Here is a 22646-nt window from a genome sequence, read left to right on the forward strand (position 1 = left end):
GGGCATGGAGGCGGGCATGGATGATTCATCCGTTCAATGAGTCTGGAATGGATGAAACATACACTTCAAGACTGCCGCGCCGCCGCTTAGCGTCGTCCCCGGACCCGTACGCGCGCTTCCGTGCCGGTCCGGGGGATCCGGCACACTCGAAGCAGCGCGTCAGTGATCGAACCGAAGGAAAGGCCATCCGCCCCATGAGCAGCAACGAAGCGCCGCGCGGCCCCGTCGACTCGTCCCGCGTCCCGCGGTACGCCGGACCCGCGACGTTCGCGCGGCTGCCCCGTCTCGACGAGGTCGGCACCACGGAGGTCGCCGTCGTCGGGGTGCCCTTCGACTCGGGCGTCTCCTACCGGCCAGGCGCCCGCTTCGGCGGCAACGCGATCCGGGAGGCCTCGCGGCTGCTGCGCCCGTACAACCCGGCGCAGGACGCCTCGCCGTTCGCCCTGGCTCAGGTCGCCGACGCCGGGGACATCGCCGCGAACCCCTTCAACATCAACGAGGCCGTCGAGACGATCGAGGCCGCCGCCGACGACCTCCTCTCCACCGGCGCCCGGCTGATGACACTCGGCGGCGACCACACCATCGCGCTGCCGCTGCTGCGCTCCGTCGCCAAGAAGCACGGCCCCGTCGCGCTGCTCCACTTCGACGCGCACCTCGACACCTGGGACACCTACTTCGGCGCCGCGTACACCCACGGCACCCCGTTCCGCCGGGCCGTCGAGGAAGGCATCCTCGACACGTCCGCGCTCTCCCACGTCGGCACCCGCGGCCCGCTGTACGGCAAGCAGGACCTCACCGACGACGCCAAGATGGGCTTCGGCATCGTCACCTCCGCCGACGTCATGCGGCGCGGCGTCGACGAGATCGCCGACCAGCTGCGTCAGCGCATCGGCGACCGGCCGCTCTACATCTCCATCGACATCGACGTCCTGGACCCGGCCCACGCCCCCGGCACCGGCACCCCCGAGGCCGGCGGCCTCACCTCCCGCGAGCTGCTGGAGATCGTGCGCGGGCTGTCCTCCTGCAACCTGGTCTCCGCCGACCTGGTCGAGGTCGCCCCCGCGTACGACCACGCCGAGATCACCTCCGTCGCCGCCTCGCACGCCGCGTACGAACTGACGACGATCATGACCCGCCAGATCGCGGACGCCCGGAAGCCGGCCGAGGAGGCGCGGAACCAGTGAGCCACGACCACCACGACGAGCGACCCGAACTCACCCCCGCCCAGATCGCCGCCGCACTGAACCCCCCGCCCGGACGCAACGGCGGCGACCTCGTCGTCGAGACGCTCCAGGGCCTCGGCGCCACCACCGTCTTCGGCCTGCCCGGGCAGCACGCACTCGGCATGTTCGACGCGCTGCGCCGCTCGTCCCTCGGCTACGTCGGCCTGCGCGTCGAGAACAACGCGGGCTTCGCCGCCGACGCCTACGGGCGCATCACCGGCGAGGTCGCCCCGCTCCTCCTGTCCACCGGACCGGGCGCGCTCACCTCGCTCGCCGCCCTCCAGGAGGCGGCGGCGGCCTCCGCACCCGTACTGGCGATCTCCAGCCAGATCCCGACCGCGGGCCTCGGCGGCGGCCGGCACGGCTATCTGCACGAGCTGCGTGACCAGAAGGCGTCGTTCCGCGACGTCGTGAAGTCCGTGCACACCGTCCGTACCGCCTCGCAGATCCCGTCCGCGATCGCCGCCGCCTGGGAGTCCGCGCTCACGGCCCCGCACGGCCCGGTCAGGATCGAGATCCCCGAGGACGTGCTGATCGCCGAGACGACCCTGCCCGTCGTCACGGCGATGGATGCCACCCCGCGCGAGGTGCACGCACGCCCCGAACTCATCGCCGTCGCCGCCCACCTGCTGTCGAACGCGGAGCGGCCGGCGATCATCGCGGGCGGCGGAGTCGTACGCTCCGACGCGTCCGGCAAGCTGCGCGCCCTCGCGGAGAAGGTCGGCGCGCCGGTCGTCACCACCTACGGCGGCAAGGGCGCCTTCCCGTGGGAGCACCCGCTCTCCCTCCAGTCCTGGATCGAGGACCGGCACACGACGGACTTCCTGGAGGACGCCGACGTCCTGCTCGTCGTCGGCTCCGGCCTCGGTGAACTCTCCTCGAACTACTACACGTTCGCGCCCCGCGGCCGTGTCGTCCAGATCGAGGCCGACGCCGGGAAGCTCGAGTCCAACCACCCGGCCCTCGGCATCCACGCCGATGCCCGGGACGCGCTGGCAGACCTCATCGAAGCGGTCACCCCGCGCCGGGACCCGGCCGCCGCCGAGCGCGTCGCTGCGGTGCTCGGCCGGGTACGGGACCGGATCGCCGGTCAGGAGCTCACCCTGGAACAGCGCCTCGTCGCCGGGATCAGGACCGCCCTGCCCGACGCGTCACCCAGCTTCTGGGACATGACGATCCTCGGCTACTGGGCCTGGGCCGCCTTCGATGCCCGTCACCCCAACACCATGCACTCCGCCCAGGGCTCCGGCGGCCTCGGCTACGCCTTCCCGGCGGCCATCGGCGCGGCCGCCGCCGACCGGACGAAGCCCGTCCTCGCGGTGTCCGGAGACGGCGGCGCGATGTACTCGATCGCGGAACTCGCCACCGCCCGCCAGTACGAACTGCCCGTCACCTGGCTGATCGTCGACGACGGCGGCTACGGCATCCTGCGCGAGTACATGACCGACGCGTTCGGCGAGACCAGCGCGACGGAACTGTCCCGCCCGGACTTCGTGGCCCTCGCCGAGTCCTTCGGCGTCCCCGCGGTCCGTACGAACCCGGAGGCGCTCACCGACGACCTCGCCAAGGCCCTCGCACAGCCCGGCCCCTCGGTCGTCGTGCTCCCGGCGCTGCTGCGGATGTTCCGGCCGACGCACCTCTGACGCACTCGTACCCGCACCCGTACCCGGGACCGCGGCCGTCCCGGGCGCGGGTGCGTCGCGTCAGAGCGCGGCGGTCTCCTTGCCGATGACCTCCAGCTGCTCCCGTCTGCCCCGGGCGAACTCCTCGCACTGCCCGGCGTCCTGACTGCCCGGCAGGTCCCGGGCCGCGGGCAGCAGATCCGGGATCATCCGGAACACGGCACCGGCCGCGGCCGCCCGGCCACGCAGCCGCGCGGAATGCAGGGACCGGCCCACCATGATCAGCGGCTCGGTCATATGGGTGCGAGGTCTCCTCGCGGCGTTCTCCTGCGTGTCCGCGCGACCCAGCGCGCGGGAACCGATGTCGGCGAGCAACTGCAAGGTCTCCAGAGCCGCGTACAACTGACCGCAACGATAGGCATCCGTGGGCCGACCCTCCGACATGACCGCTCCTCCGCTCCACCGGTTCTCCGGTCTCCGTTCCACCGGCAGAGGGCATCACTACCCGTCCCCGCCCGCACCGGAACGCCGCGACGGGGCGGCATGAGATCAGACACGGAATCGGGCACGAACCGCCTTCGCCGTACAACTTTCCGCCCGTCCGCGAGTCAATCCAGTGGGCACGCCGGGGGGCGCGCCCACGAACCTCAGGGGACGGGAAGCCACACACATGACGACACCCCGCATATCCCGACGTGCCCGCGGCGCACTCTGTGCCGCGCTCGCCGTCGGAGTGCTCGCACCCGTGGCGGTCAGCGCGGCACCCGCCGCGGCCGCCACACCGACGGCGAGCTGCACCTCGGCGAGGGCCGGGCTCGCCGCCAAGCTGTCGAAGGACATCACCGCCGCGCTGAAGGGGCGCAATTCGACCACCGCGGTGGCCCTCTACGACCGGACCACGAAGACCACGTGCACGCTCCGGGCCACGTCGAAGTACGACTCCGCCAGCGTCGTGAAGGCGACCGTGCTGGCCACGCTGCTCTGGGACAACGCCAAGCACGGCCGCCACCTCACGCAGCGCGAGACCGACCTCAGCACCGCGATGATCACCAAGTCCGACAACAACGCGACCACCGCCCTGTGGAAGCAGCTCGGCGTCACCAAGGTCAACGCGTTCCTCAAGGCGGCCGGGATGACACACACCGTGCCCGGGTCCGGCGGCTACTGGGGGCTGACCCAGATCACCGCCCAGGACCAGCAACGGCTGCTGATCCTCCTCACCGCGAAGAACTCCGTGCTCACCGACAGCGCCCGCGCCTACGAGCTCGGCCTGATGCGCAAGGTCGTCTCCGGTCAGCGCTGGGGCACGCCCGCCGGGGCCCCGGCGGGGGTCACCGTCCAGCTGAAGAACGGCTGGCTCCAGCGTGCCACCCACGGCTGGCGGGTCCACAGCATCGGCGCCTTCACGGGCAAGGGCCACGACTACGTGCTCACGGTGCTCACCCAGGACAACAAGACGATGACGGACGGCGTCAACACCATCCAGGCCGTAGCCAAGGCCGTGCACAAGGACCTGAACCTGCCGCCCGCGAAACCGCGCATCATGCACGACCTGTCCGCCCGCAGCCTGCACCGGGCGGACGTCTCCACCGTGGCGCCCCTCCTCCAGGAAGCGATCCCGCCCGTGCCCGAGGCGCCGGCCGGCCGGATGCTCACCGTGTCCCCGCGGTAGTCCGTCCGGGCTCCGGGCCGTGTCCTCGACTCCGCGGCGTTCGACGCCGGGTCGAGGACACGGCCAGGCCTCTCGTTCGGATCAGGCCTCGCTCGCCGGGCCCGGCCCCGTTCCTTCGCTTTAACGCAGGGGACACCTTCCGTAGCTCTCCCGTAACACCCGGGCGCAAGACTCTCGGCATCGCGCAGCCACCGGGATCGACGGGCCCATTCGCCCGCCGGGGCTGCAAGCTCACGACGTGTCCGGCAGCAAGGCCGGTGCGTGCGTGCCCGGCCCGCCCTGTGCGGGACGGTGGAAGCGCCGGGGGCGGTGACCGCGCTTCGTTCCCCCGCGTACCGGCTCGACGGCCGCGTACGCCGCGAAGAGGGAGAACCACGTTGACCACAGAGCCGTACAGCAAGCCTGCCGAGCGTGAGGCCGGGGCCGGGCAGGAGCTCGACCGGGAGCGGCGGATGGGCTCCCAAACCGGGACCGCGACCGTCGCCCGGGACATCAGGGTCGTCGATCTGACCGACTTCGAGGCCCGGCGTGCCGACATCACCGCGGAGTTGTGGCAGGCCGCCACCGAGACCGGCTTCTTCCAGCTCTCGGGGCACGGCCTCGAGCCGGCCGGAATCGACGCGGCGTTCGCCGCAGCCGGGGCGTACTTCGACCTCCCCGCCGGCATCAAGAGCCGCCACGCGCTCAGGAAGGGTCTGAACGCCGGCTGGGAGTACCGCAGCCAGGTGCGCCCCTCCACCGGTACCCCGGACGAGAAGGAGTCCTACCAGCTCACCCGGCCGCACATGGAAGGACTGTGGCCGGACGAGAGCGAACTGCCGGGATTCCGCGAGACTCTGCTCGATTTCGAGCGCCGCTGTCACACCCTCGCCCACCAGGTGCTGTCCTGCTTCGCCGAACGTCTCGGCTTCGCACGTGACTTCTTCGCCCGGCAACACGATCCGGCCAGCCCTCTGCACCAGAGCACCCTGCGTCTGCTGCACTACTACGCCGTCCCCGAGCAGGCACGCGGTCAGGCGGACGGCGGGTGGCGCGCCGGAGCTCACACCGACTTCGACTGCCTGACCCTCCTCTTCCAGCGCGACGGGCAGGACGGTCTCCAGGTGTGTCCGGGCAAGGAGGCCGACAGCCGCGCATGGACGCCCGTGCCGGCTCGCGGCGACCTCATCACCTGCAACATCGGCGACATGCTCATGCGGTGGAGCGGCGATCTCCTGCCGTCCAACTTCCACCGGGTCGCGACGCCCGGTCCGCAGGACGACCAGGGTCCGCGCTACTCCATCGCCTACTTCGCGCAGGCCGACCGGGACGCGGTGATCGCCGCGCCCGACGGGCGCCATGCGCCGATCACCGCCGAGGAGTACCTGCGGCAGCGCATCGCCGCCAACTTCGCAGGCTGAAGGGCGGCCGCCCGCAGAGGCGGCTTCCGCGGCCGTGGCCGCTCGCGCGAGCGGCCACGGCGGCCCTTTCCGACACCCACGCACGAAAGCGGGGTCCCGCATGTCCGAACCACGTCCGTGCACGCTGCTGCTGTCCGGTGCCCAGGTGGTCACCGTCGATGACGCGCGCACCGTTCACCCCGACGGAGCGGTGGCCGTCGACGGCCACCGCATCGTCGACGTCGGCCCGACCGCCGACCTGGTCGCCCGCTGGCGGCCCCGGCGCACCGTCGACTGCCGTGGCAGCGCCGTCCTGCCCGGTTTCACCGATGCGCACACGCACCTGTTCCAGAGCCTGGCCCGGGGCATCGGCGACGGCCTGGCCATCGGGCGGTGGCTGAACGAGTTCATGTGGCCGTACGCCATTCACCTCGACCCCGAGGATGCCCTGATCGCCGCCCGACTGGGTGCCGTGGAGGCCGCGCGGGCCGGTATCACCACGGTCGTCGACCACCACTACGCGCCCAGCGACCCCGAGACCGTGCTGGCCGTCGCCGACGCGATCGAGGACATCGGGCTGCGCGGGGCGGTCGCCCGGGGCATGCTCGGCGACCGTACCGCCGTGGCCGAGGCACGCGGCCTGCCGGCAGCCCTCTACCGCTACAGCACCGACCAGGAACTCGACCTCACCCGGCAGTGCATGGCCGCCCGTGGCGCCGAGTCCCTGGTGCGCGTCTGGCCCGCCCCTCTGAACCTCTCCTACGGCGACCGGGACCTGGTGCGCGGAGCCGCTGCCCTCGCCCGTGAGCACGGGGTCCGCTGGCACACCCACTGCAGTGAGGGGGCCAAGGACCCCGAGAGCTTCCTGGCCCGGTACGGGAAACGGCCGGTGGCCTGGCTGGCGGCCGAGGACCTGCTGGACGCGCACGCCACACTGGCCCACGCGGTGTGGCTCGACGAGGAGGAGACCGAGGCGGTCGGCGCGTACGGGGCGGGCGTGGCCCACTGCCCCTGCTCCAATGCCTATCTGGCCTCCGGCGCGATGCCGTGGCGCGGCCTGCGCGACGCGGGCGCGGTGGTGGCCCTGGGTACGGACGGCCCCGGCGCGGGCGGTCGCCAGGACATGTTCGAGGTGATGAAGCAGACCCTGTTCGGGCAGCGCCTGAGCAGGCTCGATCCGGCGGCCGTGCGGTGCGAGGAGGCCATGGAGGCCGCGACACGTGACGGTGCCCGGTACGCGGGTGTCGAGGGCGGCGGGGTGATCCGGCCGGGCGCGCCGGCTGACCTGGTGGTCGTGGACCTGACGGGAACAGCCGTACAGCCCGTACACCGGGCGGTGTCCGCGCTCGTCTACTCCGCCCGTGCGGCGGACGTGGTGATGACGCTCGTGGACGGGCGCGTCGTGTACGAGGACGGACACTGCCCGGGCGTCGACGAGGAGGCGCTGGCCGCGCACGCCCGGGAGCGGGCGGAGCGCCTGGTGCGACGGGCGGATTTCGGGGCTCTGACCGAGCCGTGGCGTGACGGGAACCAGGACCGGCGGAGAAGGGTGGCGACATCGTGACCGACACACACACGCAACCGGCGCGGGGGCAGAAGCAAGGACCGGCGCAGGACAGGAAGAGTGCCGGAGGTCCTGCCGCCGACCCGGTCGAGGCGGTGCCGCAGTGGTGGCGACTCGGTGCGCTGGGTCTGCAGCACGTCCTGGCGTTCTACGCGGGTGCCGTGGTCATGCCGCTTCTGGTGGCTCAGGGCATGGGGCTCTCCGCTGCCGACACGGCTGCCCTGATCAACACCGCGCTGGTGGCCTGCGGCGCCGCCACCCTGCTGCAGACGGTCGGACTGCCGGGCATCGGCATCCGGCTGCCCGTCGTCCAGGGCATGTCGACCGCGGCCGTGCCCTCCCTGGTGTCGGTCGGTGTCGCCGCGGGCGGCGGGAAGGCGGGACTGCCCACGGTCTTCGGAGCGGTGATCGCGGCGGGAGTGGTCCTCTTCCTCGTCGCACCCGTGTTCGGCCGGCTCATCCGCTTCTTTCCTCCGCTGGTCACCGGCACCATCGTGATCATCGTCGGTGTGACCCTGATGGGCGTCGCGGCGCGGCAGGTCGGCGGCGGTGACTCCTCGGCAGCCGACTTCGGCACCCCCGCGCATCTCGGCCTGGCCGGGGCCACGCTGGCTGTGATCGTGGTGCTGTCCCGGTTCGCCAAGGGCTTCCTCGCCTCCGTCGCCGTCCTCGTGGGCCTCGCCGCCGGAACGGCACTGGCCGCGACCGTGGGGCGTACGGACTTCTCCGGCATAGGCAAGGCCGACTGGGTCGGCATGCAGGCCCCCCTGCACTACGGGGCACCGCGCTTCGACGTCATGGCCGTCCTCGCGATCGTCCTCGTCCTCGTGATCATCGCGGTGGAGTCCATCGGCCAGTTCTTCGCCGTCGGAGAGATAGCCGGGCGGGAGGTCGACGAACGGGACATCACCCGCGCCTTGCGCGCCGACGGACTGGCGACCGTCCTGGCCGGGCTGGTCAACTCCTTCCCGACCACCGTCTACTCCCAGAACGTCGGACTGCTGCGGCTGACCCGCGTCACCTCCCGCTGGATCGTCGCGGGGGCCGGCGTGCTCATGCTGGTCCTCGGCCTGATGCCCAAGGTGGGTGCGGTGGTCGCCGCCATGCCGGCCGCCGTGCTGGGCGGCGCGACCATCGTCCTGTTCTCCACGATCGCCGTCGTCGGCGTGCAGATCCTCGTCAAGGCCGACCTCTCCGATGCCCGCAACACCGTGCTGGTCGCGGCGAGCCTGGGCATCGGCTTCCTGCCCACCGCCTATCCCCAGTTCGCGGAGCACATGCCCACGCGGCAGCTCCAGGTGCTCTTCGAGAGCGGCATCATGCTCGGCACGCTGTCAGCCGTCCTGCTCAACCTGTTCTTCCACCACCTGGGATGGCTCAGGGCCCGCCCCGTGCAGACCGTCACCGAACCGGCCTGAGGGCCGTCACGCGGTTCCTGGCGGGCGCACGACGACAGCTACGGCACCTCGCCAGGGCCTCCTGTCCGGATCGGGCCGGGCCCGCCGGACGAAGGACCTACGTCGAAGGTCCCGTATTTGTTGCAGCGGGATGAAATCTGCAGCACACCGCGTTGGTGCCTTCCGGTAGCGCAGGTCGATCGGGAGGCACCGGGTGTCGGACGCAGGCGGGCAAGGAAGCGGCGGGCAGCCGCGCGGCTGGGCGCGGAGGCTGAGCGGTTATGCCTGGCGCTACCGGCGCAACGTGCTGCTGGCGCTCGGTTCGTCGCTCGCCGGCATGGCGGTGATGGCCCTCGTCCCCCTCGTCACCAAGGTGATCATCGACGACGTGGTCGTCGGCCACACCCGGTCCCTGGCGGTCTGGACCGGACTGCTGATCGTCGCGGCCGTGCTCGTGTACGTCTCCACGTACATCCGCCGCTACTACGGCGGCCGGCTCGCCCTCGACGTCCAGCACGACCTGCGGACCGAGATCTACGGGACGATCACCCGCCTCGACGGCAGACGCCAGGACGAGCTCTCCACCGGACAGGTCGTCGGCCGTGCCACCAGCGACCTCCAGCTGATCCAGAGCCTGCTCTTCATGCTCCCGATGACCATCGGGAACGTCCTGCTCTTCCTCATCTCCCTGGTGATCATGGCGTGGCTCTCGCCGCTGCTGACCCTCATCGCCGTCGCCGTCGCCCCCGCCCTCTGGCTCATCGCCCGCCGCTCCCGCACCCGCCTCTTCCCCGCCACCTGGTACGCCCAGTCGCAGGCCGCCGCCGTCGCCGGAGTCGTCGACGGGGCCGTCTCCGGTGTCCGCGTCGTCAAGGGCTTCGGGCAGGAGGACCAGGAGACCGGCAAGCTGCGCGAGGTCGGGCGCAGGCTCTTCGCCGGCCGGCTGCGCACCATCCGGCTGAACTCCCGCTACACCCCCGCGCTCCAGGCCGTCCCCGCGCTCGGCCAGGTCGCGATGCTCGCCCTCGGCGGCTGGCTCGCCACCCGCGGCGAGATCACCCTCGGTACGTTCGTCGCCTTCTCCACCTACCTCGCCCAGCTCGTCGGCCCGGTCCGGATGCTCGCCATGGTCCTCACCGTCGGCCAGCAGGCCCGCGCCGGTGTGGAGCGCGTACTGGAACTGATCGACACCGAACCGTCCCTCCAGGACGGCACCAAGGAACTGCCGGCCGGCATCCCCGCCGGCGTCGAGTTCGACGACGTGCGCTTCGGCTACTCCGAGGACCGCCCCGTCCTCGACGGCTTCTCGCTGACCATCGAACCCGGCGAGACCGTCGCCGTCGTCGGCGCGTCCGGCAGCGGCAAGTCCACCGTCTCGCTGCTGCTGCCGCGCTTCTACGACGTCACGCACGGTGCCGTCCTCGTCGGCGGACACGACGTACGCGAACTGACCCTCGACTCGCTGCGGGCCGCCATCGGCCTCGTACCGGAGGACAGCTTCCTGTTCTCCGACACCATCCGCGCCAACATCGCCTACGGGCTCCCCGGCGCCACCGACGAACAGATCGAGCAGGCCGCCCGCTCCGCCCGGGCCGACCGGTTCATCGCCGAGCTGCCCGACGGCTACGGGACCAAGGTCGGCGAGCACGGACTCACCCTCTCCGGCGGCCAGCGCCAGCGCGTCGCGCTCGCCCGCGCCATCCTCACCGACCCCCGGCTGCTCCTCCTCGACGACGCCACCTCCGCCGTCGACGCCCGCGTCGAGCACGAGATCCACGACGCGCTGCGCCAGGTCATGGCAGGCCGCACCACCCTGCTGATAGCGCACCGCCGCTCCACCCTGGGCCTCGCCGACCGGATCGCCGTCCTGGAGGACGGCCGGCTCGCCGACATCGGCACCCACGAGGAGCTGGAGCGCCGCTCCGCGCTCTACCGTCGCCTGCTCACCGACCCCGACGAGCTGGGCGGCACCTCACCCGGCCACCTGACCAAGGCCGCTCCCGACCCCGCCTACGACCGCGCGCTCCAGGAGGAGATCGACGCCGAGTTCGACGCCGAGCGGGGCATCACGCCCGAGCTGTGGGTCCGCAAGGAGGAGGAGCGCGAGACCGACGCGGCCGGCACCCCCGCCACCCCCGAGCTCCTCGCCCAGGTCGAGGCCCTGCCCCCGGCGACCGACACCCCGGACGTCGACGAGGCCCGCGCCGTGCACGCCGAGGAGTCCTACGGGCTCCGCCGGCTGCTGCGCGGCTTCGGGCTGCCGCTGCTGGTCAGTCTGGCGCTGGTGGCCGTGGACGCCGGGGCGGGCCTGCTGCTGCCCGTACTGATCAGGAACGGCATCGACGACGGAGTCACCCAGCTGGCACTCGGCGCGGTCTGGACGGCCTCCGCCTTCGGCCTCCTCGTCGTCCTGGTGCAGTGGGCGGCCCAGACCGGCGAGACCCGGATGACCGGCCGCACCGGCGAGCGCGTGCTCTACTCGCTGCGGCTGAAGATCTTCGCGCAGCTCCAGCGCCTCGGCCTGGACTACTACGAGCGCGAGCTCACCGGCCGGATCATGACCCGGATGACGACGGACGTGGACGCCCTGTCCACGTTCCTCCAGACCGGTCTCGTCACGGCCTTCGTCTCCGTCGTCACGTTCTTCGGCATCATGGTCGCGCTGCTGGTCCTCGACGTGGAACTCGCCCTGGTCGTCTTCGCGACGCTGCCGGTGCTGGTCATCGGCACGTTCTTCTTCCGCCGCAAGAGCGTCAAGGCGTACGAGCTGGCCCGTGAGCGGATCAGCGTCGTCAACGCCGACCTCCAGGAGTCCGTCTCCGGCCTCCGGATCGTCCAGGCCTTCCGCCGCGAGCGGGACGGAGCCGACCGGTTCGCCGCCCGCAGCGACCACTACCGCGAGGCCCGGGTCCGCGGCCAGTGGCTGATCTCGGTGTACTTCCCGTTCGTCCAGCTGCTGTCGTCGGTGGCCGCCGCCGCCGTACTGATCGTCGGCGCGGGCCGGGTCGACAACGGCACGCTCACCACCGGTGCGCTGGTCGCCTACCTGCTCTACATCGACCTCTTCTTCGCCCCCGTCCAGCAGCTCTCGCAGGTCTTCGACGGCTACCAGCAGGCCACCGTCTCCCTCGGCCGCATCCAGGAACTCCTCCAGGAGCCGACGTCCACCGCCGACCGGGACGAACCGCAGCACGTGAAGTCGCTGCGCGGCGACATCGCCTTCGAGGACGTGTCCTTCGCGTACGGCGGCGAGGAGGCGGCGCTCACCGGGATCGACCTGCGCATCCCGGCCGGCCAGACCGTCGCGTTCGTCGGCGAGACCGGCGCCGGCAAGTCCACCCTGGTCAAGCTCGTCGCCCGCTTCTACGACCCGACGGGCGGCCGGGTCACGGCGGACGGCACCGATCTGCGCGCGCTGAACATGACGGAGTACCGGCACCGGCTCGGGGTCGTACCCCAGGAGGCGTACCTCTTCGCCGGCACGGTGCGTGACGCCATCGCGTACGGGCGGCCGGAGGCCACCGACGCCGAGGTGGAGGCGGCGGCCCGGGCGGTCGGCGCGCACGACATGATCGCCACCCTGGAGGACGGCTACCTCCACGAGGTCGCCGAACGGGGCCGCAACCTCTCGGCCGGCCAGCGCCAGCTGATCGCCCTCGCCCGCGCCGAACTCGTCGACCCGGACATCCTGCTGCTCGACGAGGCCACCGCGTCCCTGGACCTCGCCAGCGAGGCCCTCGTCAACCAGGCGACCGACCGTCTCGCGGGCCGGCGCACCACCCTCGTCGTCGCCCACCGCCTCACCACCGCCGCCCGCGCCGACCGGGTCGTGGTGATGGACCACGGCCGCGTCGTCGAGGACGGCACCCACGACGAACTCCTCGCCCGGAACGGGCAGTACGCGGTGCTGTGGCGCACCTTCATAGGGGAGGACGAGCCGGCGGGCGTCTGAGACCGGACGGCCCGCCCGTCCGGGAGCAGGGCGGGCGTCTGAGACCGGGCGGCCCGCCCTACTCCCGGATGCCGGAGATCTTCCCGGTCGCCAGGTCGGAGCGCACCTTCAGATACGTGTACGCGGGGTCGTCCTGTGACCCCCAGGTGAGCCGGACCGTCGACCAGGTGTGCCCGGCGCCGCTGTCGCCGCCGCTGACGCGGAAGCCGGCCGGGGCGTTCTGCGCGTGCAGCACGCCGTCGGCGCCGTGGGCCTCCTCCCAGTCGCCCAGCTCGGCGCGCAGGCCGGGCGTGAGGTAGAAGTCCCGCAACGAGGCGGCTAGTTCGCCGCCGTCCTCGGCGGCGACCGCGTCGATGTAGGCGCCGTAGAAGTGGACGACCTGCTCATACGCCGGGGCAGCGGCCCGAGCCGTGGCGGCAGCCGGTGCGCCCTGCGGCACGACGGCGGCGGCCGGCACTGCGGCCACGGCGGTCAGGAGGGCGGCGGCGAGCAGCGTGCGGCCGATGACGCGCCGGCCACGAGGGCGCCCGGAGGTGCGGAGTCGGGTCATTGCGGTTCCTGCCTTTCGTACGGCTCTGTCCGGTGGGCCCATCGTCTGCCGGTCCGGCCGGACGGAACGCGGAGCGCGCCGGGTGCAACCTCCGGATGGCCTCCCGCGTCGTAGGCAGATACACGTATGCGCGTACGGGTGTCGGGTAGGGGCTTGTGCGTTCGACGAGGCGATGGGACTGCTGGTGACCAGAGGGACCGAAAGACATGGCGGGCGCAGGGGACGCGGAGGCGCGTTCCGCCTGCTCGCCCTCGCTCTGACGACCGCTCTCGGGCTCGTCGTCGGCGGCGTGGAGGCGAGCAGCGCCGACGCCGCCTCGGTGTGCGCCGGACGGCCCGCGAAGACGGTGAAGTTCGCGACGGGGGAGCTGCGCGTCTACCGGACCCGCGACTACGCCTGCGCCACCGCGGTCGCCACCAAGCCCGGCAATCGGCGCCCCATGTCCGTACAGATCCAGCCCCGCGGCGGCCGGCCCGTCGCCGACAGCGGCTCCTTCACCCAGCGGGCCGGGCCGGTGACCGTGCACGCGCTGAACCGCTGCGTCCGGGCCTCGGGCACGATCTCCGGCAGGACCGGCACCACGAGCTGGATCCTGTGCTGACCGGACGACGCGAGCGGACGCCCGGGCAACAGGGTCTGGTGGTGCGGGTATTGCCCCGCTAGGTTCACGACGTCTGTTGTGAATCAAGGGGAGTGTGTATGCGCAAGGCGCTCAGAGGGTTCCTGTCGCTCGCGGTGCTCATCGGCACAGTGAGTGCGACGGGTGCTTCGGCCGGGGCGGCCACCGCCGCGGAACCGGCCGCGGTCCGTACCGCCGTCAGCGACAGCGGTACGAGCACGGACATCAAGGACCGCATCCTGGCCATCCCGGGAATGAGTCTCATCGAGGAGAAGCCGTACGCGGGATACCGCTACTTCGTCCTCAACTACACCCAGCCGATCGACCACCGGCACCCGTCGAAGGGAACGTTCAAGCAGCGCATCACCCTGCTGCACAAGGACACGTCCCGCCCGACGGTCTTCTACACCAGCGGCTACAACGTCTCCACCAACCCCAGCCGCTCGGAGCCGACCCGGATCATCGACGGCAACCAGGTCTCGCTGGAGTACCGGTTCTTCACCCCGTCGCGCCCGGCGCCCGCAGACTGGTCCAAGCTCGACATCTGGCAGGCCGCCAGTGACCAGCACCGGGTCTTCACCGCGCTGAAGCGGATCTACTCCAAGAACTGGCTGACCACCGGCGGTTCCAAGGGCGGCATGACCGCCACGTACTTCGAGCGCTTCTACCCGAAGGACATGGACGGCGTCGTCGCCTACGTCGCGCCCAACGACGTGGTCAACAAGGAGGACTCGGCGTACGACCGGTTCTTCGCCGAGGTCGGCACCAAGGAGTGCCGCGACCGGCTCCAGGGCGTGCAGCGCGAGGCGCTGGTCCGCCGGGAGCCGCTGGAGCAGAAGTACCAGCAGTACGCCGCCGACAACGGCTACACCTTCACCACCGTCGGCACCCTGGACAAGGCCTACGAGGCCGTCGTCATGGACTACGTCTGGGCGTACTGGCAGTACAGCCTGCTCGCCGACTGCGACTCCATCCCGGCCGACGCCAAGAGCGCGACCGACCAGGCGATCTGGGACTCGATCGACTCGATCTCCGGCTTCTCCGCCTACGCGGACCAGGGCCTGGCGAACTACACGCCGTACTACTACCAGGCCGGCACGCAGCTCGGCTCGCCCGACATCAAGCAGCCCTGGCTCGGCAAGCTCAGCCGCTACGGCTACCAGCCGCCGCGCAACTTCGTGCCGAGCTCCATCCCGATGAGGTTCCAGCCCTCGGTGATGCGCGACGTCGACACCTGGGTGAAGCACCACGCCAGCCACATGCTTTACGTGTACGGCGAGAACGACCCGTGGGGCGCCGAGCGCTTCCGGCTCGGCACGGGCGCCCGTGACAGCTACGTCTTCACGGTGGCGGGCGGCAACCACGGCTCGAACGTCGCCGGTCTGGCCCCCGCGGAGAACGCCAAGGCCACCGCGGCCATCCTGCGCTGGGCGGGCGTCGCCCCGGCCGCCGTCCAGGCGGACCCGGCGAAGGCGAAGCCCCTCGCGAAGTTCGACGCACGGCTCGACAAGAAGGACCTGACGACCGAGCACAGGCTCGGCACCAGGCGCCCGTAGGGGACCCGGCGCAGCCGCTCACTCCCCGTCGGGGGACAGCGTCTGCTCGGACCAGACGGTCTTGCCCTGTGGGGCGTAGCGGGTGCCCCACAGGGTGGCGAGCTGGGAGATGATGAACAGTCCCCGCCCGCTCTCGTCCACCGCCCCGGCGTACTTCATGTGCGGGGCGGTGGTGCTGCTGTCCCAGATCTCGCACGTCAGTCCGCGGTTGAGGATCAGGCGCAGTCTCACCGGCGGGCTTCCGTAGCGCACCGCGTTGGTCACCAGTTCACTGACGATCAGCTCGGTCGCGTCGCCGGTCTCCCCGCCGACGTTCCAGGCGGCCAGCCGTTCGGCCACCAGGTGGCGCGCCGTGGCCGGTGCCGACGTGTCGTGCGGCAGCTCCCAGGCGGCGAACCGGTCCGGCGGCATGGCACGGGTCCTGGCCAGGAGCAGGACGGCGCCCTGGAGCCCGGGAGCATCGGGCAGGGCGGCGGCGGCCGCTTCGCACAGGTGCGACAGCGGCCGGTCCGGGTGGGCGAACGCCCGGCGCAGCACACCCGAGGACGGCTCGGCGTGGTCGCGCAGCACACTGCTGTACAGGGCGAGAAGGCTGCCCTCGCGCAGCGGCACCGTGGCCGCGGCCACGGGCCCCCGCTCCTCGGTCCCCAGGAGCGGTCCCACCTGTACGCCGGCGACGGAGGCGGTGCCGTCCGGGGCGATGACGAGCGGGGCCGGATGACCGGCGGAGGCCACGACGCAGGTCTCGCTGAACGGGTCGTAGACGGCGTACAGGCACGAGGCGGCGAGAGGCCTGCGGTGCAGCGGGTCCTCCGGCGGCAGCTGATTCCGTTCCTGCATCAGCATCGCCGCGGAGTCGTACACCCGGGCGATCAGCTCGTCGGGTTCCAGATCGAGCGCGGCAAGGGCCTGGACGACGGTGCGCAGCTGCCCCAGGGCGGTGGCCGCGTGGATGCCGTGTTCGCTCACCTCCCCGATCACCAGGGCGGTCCGGGCCCCCGGCAGGGAGATCGTGTCGAACCAGTTGGTGCCGTCCCGTCCGGGCAGCACCAGGTGCTGGGTCCGGACGGCCGGCTGCTCCGCCTGCCGCTGGGGAAGCAGGGCTCTGCGCAGCGCGCTGACGACGGTGTACTCGTGCACGTAGCGGCGCGCGTTGTCGATACCGAGGGCGGCCCGGGAGGCCACCGCCGCCGCGACCGGGATGTCGTCCTCGGTGAAGGGCTCGGAGTCCCCGCTCCGGTAGAGGCTGACCAGGCCGAGGACCCCACCGTGCAGTGTCAGCGGCGCCAGCAGGAGAGTGTGCGAACCGGCGGCCCGGATGACGCGCGCCTGTGCCGGGTCGACGTCGGCCCAGAGTCCGCCCGTCAGCGGGACCAGGCGCGCCCGCAGGTCGGACAGGGCCTGCTGGTACGGGGTTCCGTCGACGAGCGTGCGGATGTCGCCCACCCGGCGGGCCGGCGGGGGCAGCCCCTTGTACGCGGCACGCCGCAGCGGCACATCGCCCCGCATCGGCCCGGGCTGGGGGGCCTCGCCGCGCAGGAGCGACTCGACGATCTCGACCACGCCGACGTCGGCGTAGGCGGGGACCAGCGCGTCGACGAGTTCGTGGCAGGTGGTCTCGATGTCGAGGGTCGTGCCCACGTTCTCGCGTACCCCGGTGAGGGTGGCCTCCCGGCGCCGGAGTCTGGCCTCGTCGGTCACGTCGACCATGGACGCGGCGATCCCGAGGACGGTGCCTTCCCGGTCCTGTTCCCCCCGCCGTTCCTCCAGCCGGAGCGCCGTGACGGAGAGCGAGCGCCGTTCGGCCGGTACGGGGCACTGTCCGGGGTGCGGGCCGTCGGCCTTCGCGGCATCCGGGCGGGCGTGGAACACCCGACGGATTCCGGGCACACCCGTGTCCAGGACCTCCCGCAGGAAGGCGTCCACCGCGTCCGGTTCCTCGAAGCCGCACAGCTCGGTGAAGAGCCGCCCCCGCAGTCCGTCGGCTTCGTGGCTGCCGGTGCCGGGCGGGACGCTCGCACGCGTCACACGCAGTTCCGTATCGAGTACGCGGACGGGCATGTACGACTGGAGGAACATCATGTCCAGCAGCGCCTGCCCGACCGCTCCCACGTCCCCGTCGGACGCCCAGATACCCCAGTCCGTTCCGGCCAGTGGCTCCACCCACAGTCCCGGGACCGCCTCGTCAGGGGTCCGCCGCCACGCCCGCCCTGCCAGGACGTAGGCGAAAGGGCGTCCCGCCGCGTCGGCGGCCGACAGCCCGAAGCGCTGCTCCGCACCACTGCTCCAGCCGGTGACCACACCGCTGCTGTCCACGACGACCAGGGGGGCTTCAGCCATTGAGCCAGCTCCTTCGCCCCCTGACGGGACCCGCAACAGGCGTCCGCGTGCGACACACGGCTACGGCACCAGAATCGGCCCTGTCCCCGCCATCCGCCACCGGAGCGGCCGCGCGGGGCGCGGAACCGCCCGCGCGACGCCCGTGGCACAGCGCTGCGGGCAGTACGGACACGGAGCCGTCCGTACAGCGCTTCGGGCAGTGCGGACAGGAAGCCGTCCGTACAGCGCTTCGGGCAGTGCGGACACGGAGCCGTCCACACTGCCCGAAGTCCTACGCCGACCGGACGGCTAGTACGTCAGCCCGTACCCCACCGGATACAGCACCTGCGCGGGATCGTCCGCGCGCGGAACCGGCACCGGCAGCCTGCCCTCCGGCTCGGCCCGGCCCGCGATCACCCGGACCGCTGCCCGCAGTTCGACGTCCGTCCACGAGTACGAGGCCAGACTCGCCGCGTAGCCGGTCCCGGCCAGCTGGGCGATGTCGTACGGATTGCGGATCGCGACCGTGATCACCGGGACACCGGTCGCCGCCAGCTCGCGCACCAGGGTCCGCTGCGCACTCGTCGCCGAGACGTTGTACGTGCCCACGACCACCGCGTCCTTGCCCTGCGCGGCCGCCACCGCCGCGTCGATGGCCGCCCTGGTCGGGGCCGTACCGGTGGGCAGGGCCGTGGCCGTGTACCCCAGCTCGTTGAACGCCTGGGCCAGCGTGGTGGTCGGCGGCCCCGTCGTACCGGACGGTGAGGCCGGGTCGGCCCCCACCACCAGCACGTTCCGGTGCGAGCGGCGCGACAGCGGCAGCAGCGCGCCGTCGTTGGCCAGCAGCGTGGTGGTGTGCTCCGCGATCCGGTCGGCGGCGGCGAGGTGCGAACGGGTGCCGACGGTACGGTCCACACCCTGGCGGCTGACGAACGGGTCGTCGAACAGCCCCAGCTTCGTCTTCAGCCGCAGGATGCGCAGGATCGATTCGTCGAGCCGGGCCTCGCTGACCTCACCGCTCTTGACGGCCGCCAGGAGGGCGTTCCACGACACCTCCAGGCTCGGCGGGTTGAGCAGCTGGTCGACGCCCGCCTGGAGCGCCAGCACCGGCACCCGCTCGTCGCCGTACTTCGTCCGCACGCCCTCCATGCCGAGCGAGTCGGTGACGACGACGCCGTCGTAGCCGAGCTCCTCGCGCAGGATCCCGGTGAGGATCGGCCTGGACAGGGTCGCCGGGTCCTCCGACGGGTCGAGCGCGGGCACCACGATGTGGGCCGTCATGATCGAGTCGATGCCCGCGGCGATCGCCGCCTTGAACGGCGGCTCGTCCAGCTCGGCCCACTGCTCACGGGTGTGGGTGATGACCGGCAGCCCGGTGTGGCTGTCGGTGCTGGTGTCGCCGTGGCCGGGGAAGTGCTTGGCCGTGGAGGCGATCCCGGCGCTCTGGTACCCCTTCACCTGGGCCGCGACCATGCCGGCCACGGACTGCGGGTCGGAGCCGAAGGACCGTACGCCGATCACCGGGTTGGCCGGGTTGACGTTGACGTCCGCGTCCGGTGCGTAGTTCTGGCAGATGCCGATCGCGGCCAGCTCGGCGCCCGCGATCTGCCCGGCCCGGCGGGCGTCGGACCGCGAACCGCCCGCACCCAGCGCCATCGCGCCCGGCATCAGCGTGGCGGGCTCGCCGACCCGGCAGACGATGCCGTGCTCCTGGTCGGTGGAGATGAGGAGCGGCACGGAGTTGGGCCCCGCCAGCCCGGCCCGCTGGATGCCGTTGGAGAGATCGGCGATCTGGTGCGGGTCCCGGGTGTTGTGCGCCCATGCGAAGTAGATGATGCCGCCCACGTGGTACTTGGCGATCATCTCGGCGGCGGTACGCACCCCGATCTCGGCGAGGTTGGAGTCGATGTCGGCCTGGTCGGGCTCCGTCGCGGAGTGCCCGTAGACCCGCATGACGAAGAGCTGGCCGACCTTCTCCTCCAGGCTCATCCGGGAGATGAGCCGCTTCAGCCGCTGCGTGGTGGCGGGGGAGGTGTGGCTGCTGCTGGCGGACTTCTGGGCGGCGAGGGCGCCGGGGGCGACTGCCATGCCCGCAGCCGCCGCGACGGCGGTTGCCGCGGTGGCGGTGAGGAGGGTGCGTCTGGAGGTGCGGTCGTGCACGTGAGCTCCTTCGGCCGTACTCAATGACGAGGGGGTTGAAAGAAACTGCCAAGGATCACGGATATACAGAAAATAACTTCCGGTCAAGGGTCCGGACCGTTTTCAGCGCGCCCCGGACCGGCTGCGCCCGTGCCCCCGCCCGAAAGGGTGACCGTCGGGGACGAGGAATCGGAGGAGAGGCCCGACTGGGTCGACGTGAGGATCCTGTTGCGGGAACTCATGCCGCAGCCGCGGACCGTCACCCGTGAGCGCATGGCCGAAGTGCGCCGTGAGGCTGCGCGCATGGGCCTGGAGACCGACGGTGACTTCGCCGGGCGGTGGACTACGCGCATCGGCGCATGGCTCGCCGGCAAGATGTTCTGCTGGCTCCGCGCGGCGAGGCGGGAGCCGGTCGGCCCCGCTCCATGGGCCGTGGACCTCGCCGAGCAGTACGTACTCCGCACATTCGCCGTCGAGGACGCCGAGCGCTTCCTCTTCGACGCCGCGGATGTCGTGCCGCGCAGCGCGGCCGCGCTGGAGCGTCTCAAGAAGGCGGGAGCGATCTGAGCGGAGGAGGGCGGACCGTCACCGCAGCCCCACGTCCGCCCCATGCGCCTGAAGCGCCGAGACGGCCGCCGTGATCGCCGGACGGCGGGCCGCCTCCGTACGCCACAGCGCGTACAGCCGCCGCACCGGTACGGGATCGATCCGCACCGCCACCACTCCGTCCGGCAGCGGCCCGCGCCCCAGCCGGGGGATCATCGCCACCCCGAGTCCGGCGGCGAGCAGGGCGAGTTGGGTGTGGTTCTCCTCGGCCTGGTGGCGGATATCGGGTTCGTAGCCCGCCGTGCGCAGCGTCCGTACGAGCCAGTCGTGGCAGACCGTTCCCGGCGGCTGGCAGATCCACCGCTCCTTCGCCAGCTCCTCGCGCCGGACCCCGTCCCGGCCCGCCAGCCGGTGGCCCGCGGGCACCAGCAGGTCGCACCGGTCGTCCCCGATGTCCGCCTGCGCCACGCCCTCCGGGGCCGGCAGCGGGGCGATGTCCCAGTCGTGCGCGACGGCCAGGTCGATCACACCCTTGGCCACCAGGTCCACCGAGAGGTGCGGGTCGACCTCCGTCAGCCGCACGTCGAGCTCGGGGTGCTCGCGGTCCAGCTCCGCCAGTACCCCGGGCAGCAGCCCGCGCGCCGCCGAGGCGAACGCGCCGATCGACAGCCGGCCCGTCGGCAGTCCCCGGCGCTCCTCGAGCGAGGTCTCGGCGCGCTCCACGATCGCCAGCAACTCCTGTGCGGTCGCGGCCAGATGGACGGCCTCCTCGGTCAGCGCGACCCCGCGCCCGCGCCGCTCCAGCAACGTCGTACGGGTCTCCCGTTCCAGCTTGGTGATCTGCTGCGAGACCGCCGACGGGGTGTAGCCGAGCGCGGCCGCCGCACGCGCGACGGAGCCGTGGACGGAGATGGCGTGCAGGGCGCGCAGCCGGGCGAGATCGAGCACGGTGGCCTTCCGGGGTCCCAGGGGGGTTCCATCGCTTCACGAGCAACGCTTCATGAGCAACGCTTACGCTTCACGAGCAATGCTTCATGGGCAACGATTCATTAGCAACACTCAATTTCACCATGAAGGAAACCGTGCTGGTGCTACATGGTCCGCACGCGCGATCCTCGGTGCATGCGTCCCCTCCACATCGCCCTGGCGGTCCTGGTGGCCGCCCTCTGGGGCGTCAACTTCGTCGTCATCGAGCTCGGGCTCGACCACTTCCCACCGCTGCTCTTCTCGGCCCTGCGCTTCCTCGTCGCGGCCCTGCCCGCCGTGTTCTTCGTGGGCAGGCCGAAGGTCGCGTGGAAGTGGATCGTGGGCGTGGGGCTGGCCCTGGGCGTGGCCAAGTTCGGCCTGCTCTTCATCGGGATGGACCGGGGGATGGGCGCCGGACTCTCCTCCCTCGTCCTTCAGGTGCAGGCGGTGTTCACGGCCCTCTTCGCGGCGCTGGTCCTGGGTGAACGGCCGGGAAAGGTAAAGCTGTTGGGCATGGCGGTGGCGCTCTCCGGCATCGGGGTGGCCGCCGTCGACGAGGGGGCGAGCGGGCCCGTGCTCGCCTTCGTCCTGGTGATCGCCGCGGCGGCCTGCTGGGGTGTGTCGAACGTCCTGACCCGCAGGGCCGCCCCGCCCGACTCCCTCAACTTCATGGTGTGGGTCTCGACCGTGCCCGTCCTGCCGCTGCTCGGCCTGTCCCTGCTCTTCGAGGGCTGGGACCGCGACCGGGACGCGCTCGCCGCGCTGGACTTGAGCGGCGCCGCCATCATCGTCTACGTCGCCTGGGTCGTCACGATCTTCGGCTTCGGGGCCTGGGGATTCCTGCTCAGCCGCTACCAGGCCTCGTCCGTGGCCCCGTTCACCCTGCTCGTGCCGGTGTTCGGCATGTCGTCGGCCGCTCTGCTGCTCGGCGAATCGGTGAGCCCGCTGCGGTGGTGCGCGGCGGCGCTGCTGGTCGGCGGGGTCGCGCTGACCTCGCTCGCGGGGGCGCGGCGGGCCCGGGTCGCCGCGCCGGAGATTCCCGGCCCGGCCCCCGTGGGCGGGCAGCCGGAGTACGTCGGAAACGTGCCGTAGGCCGTCGGCGCCGACTGTTCGAGGACGGGATGGGTGGAGATGTTCCGTGA

The 22646-nt window shown here is 71.9% G+C and carries 16 protein-coding genes; 11 read left to right on the top strand and 5 right to left on the bottom strand.

The annotated features are described in order from the left end of the window. Window positions 1-194: 194 nt before the first annotated feature. Entirely contained in the window at window positions 195-1184 is a 990-nt protein-coding gene (gene speB / locus JGS39_RS07415) for an agmatinase (RefSeq protein WP_219567948.1), read from the top strand. Next, window positions 1181-2866, top strand: coding sequence for a thiamine pyrophosphate-binding protein (locus tag JGS39_RS07420; RefSeq protein ID WP_219567949.1), 1686 nt, complete (start codon window positions 1181-1183; stop codon window positions 2864-2866). The genes speB and JGS39_RS07420 overlap by 4 nt, the downstream gene beginning before the upstream one ends. A 60-nt stretch (window positions 2867-2926) precedes the next feature. Here JGS39_RS07420 and JGS39_RS07425 read toward each other — a convergent pair whose 3' ends face one another. After that, window positions 2927-3289, bottom strand: a complete 363-nt coding sequence (locus JGS39_RS07425; RefSeq protein WP_219567950.1) for a hypothetical protein — start codon at window positions 3287-3289, stop codon at window positions 2927-2929. A 226-nt stretch (window positions 3290-3515) separates the two neighbouring features. Between JGS39_RS07425 and JGS39_RS07430 the strand changes: the two genes are divergently transcribed. The 5 genes from JGS39_RS07430 (at window position 3516) to JGS39_RS07450 (ending at window position 12809) form a co-directional block, all read left to right on the top strand. After that, on the top strand, window positions 3516-4517 hold the full coding sequence (locus tag JGS39_RS07430) for a serine hydrolase (protein WP_219567951.1): 1002 nt from the start codon (window positions 3516-3518) through the stop codon (window positions 4515-4517). 452 nt (window positions 4518-4969) lie between these two features. Beyond that, window positions 4970-5917, top strand: coding sequence for a 2OG-Fe(II) oxygenase family protein (locus JGS39_RS07435; RefSeq protein WP_219567977.1), 948 nt, complete (start codon window positions 4970-4972; stop codon window positions 5915-5917). A 100-nt stretch (window positions 5918-6017) separates the two neighbouring features. Further along, a complete protein-coding gene (locus JGS39_RS07440) occupies window positions 6018-7460 on the top strand; it encodes an amidohydrolase family protein (protein ID WP_219567952.1) in 1443 nt (480 codons plus the stop codon). Then, the gene (locus JGS39_RS07445; RefSeq protein ID WP_219567953.1) at window positions 7457-8878 is read left to right on the top strand and encodes a nucleobase:cation symporter-2 family protein; all 1422 of its coding nucleotides are present in this window, start codon (window positions 7457-7459) and stop codon (window positions 8876-8878) included. Before JGS39_RS07440 ends, JGS39_RS07445 begins: the two co-directional genes overlap by 4 nt. Window positions 8879-9071: 193 nt before the next feature. Next, window positions 9072-12809: an ABC transporter ATP-binding protein gene (locus JGS39_RS07450; RefSeq protein WP_219567954.1), complete on the top strand. Its 3738-nt coding sequence runs from the start codon at window positions 9072-9074 to the stop codon at window positions 12807-12809. Between the two features lie 58 nt (window positions 12810-12867). Here JGS39_RS07450 and JGS39_RS07455 read toward each other — a convergent pair whose 3' ends face one another. Beyond that, window positions 12868-13359 carry a hypothetical protein gene (locus tag JGS39_RS07455; RefSeq protein WP_219567955.1) on the bottom strand — a complete coding sequence of 164 codons (492 nt, stop codon included), beginning with the start codon at window positions 13357-13359 and terminating at the stop codon, window positions 12868-12870. A gap of 184 nt (window positions 13360-13543) precedes the next feature. Here JGS39_RS07455 and JGS39_RS07460 point away from each other — a divergent pair, with 184 nt between their 5' ends. Next, window positions 13544-13960, top strand: coding sequence for a hypothetical protein (locus JGS39_RS07460; protein WP_219567956.1), 417 nt, complete (start codon window positions 13544-13546; stop codon window positions 13958-13960). A 98-nt stretch (window positions 13961-14058) separates the two neighbouring features. After that, a complete protein-coding gene (locus JGS39_RS07465; RefSeq protein ID WP_219567957.1) occupies window positions 14059-15534 on the top strand; it encodes a S28 family serine protease in 1476 nt (491 codons plus the stop codon). Window positions 15535-15552: 18 nt separating this feature from the next. On the opposite strand, the gene JGS39_RS07470 is transcribed toward JGS39_RS07465, so the two are convergent. Both JGS39_RS07470 and JGS39_RS07475 read right to left on the bottom strand, forming a co-directional pair. After that, window positions 15553-17874: an ATP-binding SpoIIE family protein phosphatase gene (locus tag JGS39_RS07470; RefSeq protein ID WP_219567958.1), complete on the bottom strand. Its 2322-nt coding sequence runs from the start codon at window positions 17872-17874 to the stop codon at window positions 15553-15555. 288 nt (window positions 17875-18162) lie between these two features. Next, window positions 18163-20013 carry a glycoside hydrolase family 3 protein gene (locus JGS39_RS07475; RefSeq protein WP_219567959.1) on the bottom strand — a complete coding sequence of 617 codons (1851 nt, stop codon included), beginning with the start codon at window positions 20011-20013 and terminating at the stop codon, window positions 18163-18165. A 129-nt stretch (window positions 20014-20142) separates the two neighbouring features. Here JGS39_RS07475 and JGS39_RS07480 point away from each other — a divergent pair, with 129 nt between their 5' ends. Beyond that, the gene (locus JGS39_RS07480; protein ID WP_219567960.1) at window positions 20143-20559 is read left to right on the top strand and encodes a hypothetical protein; all 417 of its coding nucleotides are present in this window, start codon (window positions 20143-20145) and stop codon (window positions 20557-20559) included. Window positions 20560-20577: 18 nt separating this feature from the next. Here JGS39_RS07480 and JGS39_RS07485 read toward each other — a convergent pair whose 3' ends face one another. Continuing rightward, a complete protein-coding gene (locus JGS39_RS07485; RefSeq protein WP_219567961.1) occupies window positions 20578-21486 on the bottom strand; it encodes a LysR family transcriptional regulator in 909 nt (302 codons plus the stop codon). Between the two features lie 174 nt (window positions 21487-21660). On the opposite strand from JGS39_RS07485, the gene JGS39_RS07490 reads away from it, so the two are divergent. Next, on the top strand, window positions 21661-22596 hold the full coding sequence (locus JGS39_RS07490; RefSeq protein WP_219567962.1) for an EamA family transporter: 936 nt from the start codon (window positions 21661-21663) through the stop codon (window positions 22594-22596). The last annotated feature ends 50 nt before the right edge of the window (window positions 22597-22646 follow it).

This window comes from Streptomyces poriferorum (assembly GCF_019399235.1).
Classification (GTDB): domain Bacteria; phylum Actinomycetota; class Actinomycetes; order Streptomycetales; family Streptomycetaceae; genus Streptomyces; species Streptomyces poriferorum.

What these genes read in the sequence shown, in the direction of transcription:
- speB (WP_219567948.1), top strand. Translation starts at nt 195, where the DNA reads ATGAGCAGCAACGAAGCGCCGCGCGGCCCCGTCGACTCGTCCCGCGTC.
- JGS39_RS07425 (WP_219567950.1), bottom strand. Translation starts at nt 3,289, where the DNA reads ATGTCGGAGGGTCGGCCCACGGATGCCTATCGTTGCGGTCAGTTGTAC.
- JGS39_RS07430 (WP_219567951.1), top strand. Translation starts at nt 3,516, where the DNA reads ATGACGACACCCCGCATATCCCGACGTGCCCGCGGCGCACTCTGTGCC.
- JGS39_RS07435 (WP_219567977.1), top strand. Translation starts at nt 4,970, where the DNA reads ATGGGCTCCCAAACCGGGACCGCGACCGTCGCCCGGGACATCAGGGTC.
- JGS39_RS07440 (WP_219567952.1), top strand. Translation starts at nt 6,018, where the DNA reads ATGTCCGAACCACGTCCGTGCACGCTGCTGCTGTCCGGTGCCCAGGTG.
- JGS39_RS07455 (WP_219567955.1), bottom strand. Translation starts at nt 13,359, where the DNA reads ATGACCCGACTCCGCACCTCCGGGCGCCCTCGTGGCCGGCGCGTCATC.
- JGS39_RS07465 (WP_219567957.1), top strand. Translation starts at nt 14,059, where the DNA reads ATGCGCAAGGCGCTCAGAGGGTTCCTGTCGCTCGCGGTGCTCATCGGC.
- JGS39_RS07470 (WP_219567958.1), bottom strand. Translation starts at nt 17,874, where the DNA reads ATGGCTGAAGCCCCCCTGGTCGTCGTGGACAGCAGCGGTGTGGTCACC.
- JGS39_RS07490 (WP_219567962.1), top strand. Translation starts at nt 21,661, where the DNA reads ATGCGTCCCCTCCACATCGCCCTGGCGGTCCTGGTGGCCGCCCTCTGG.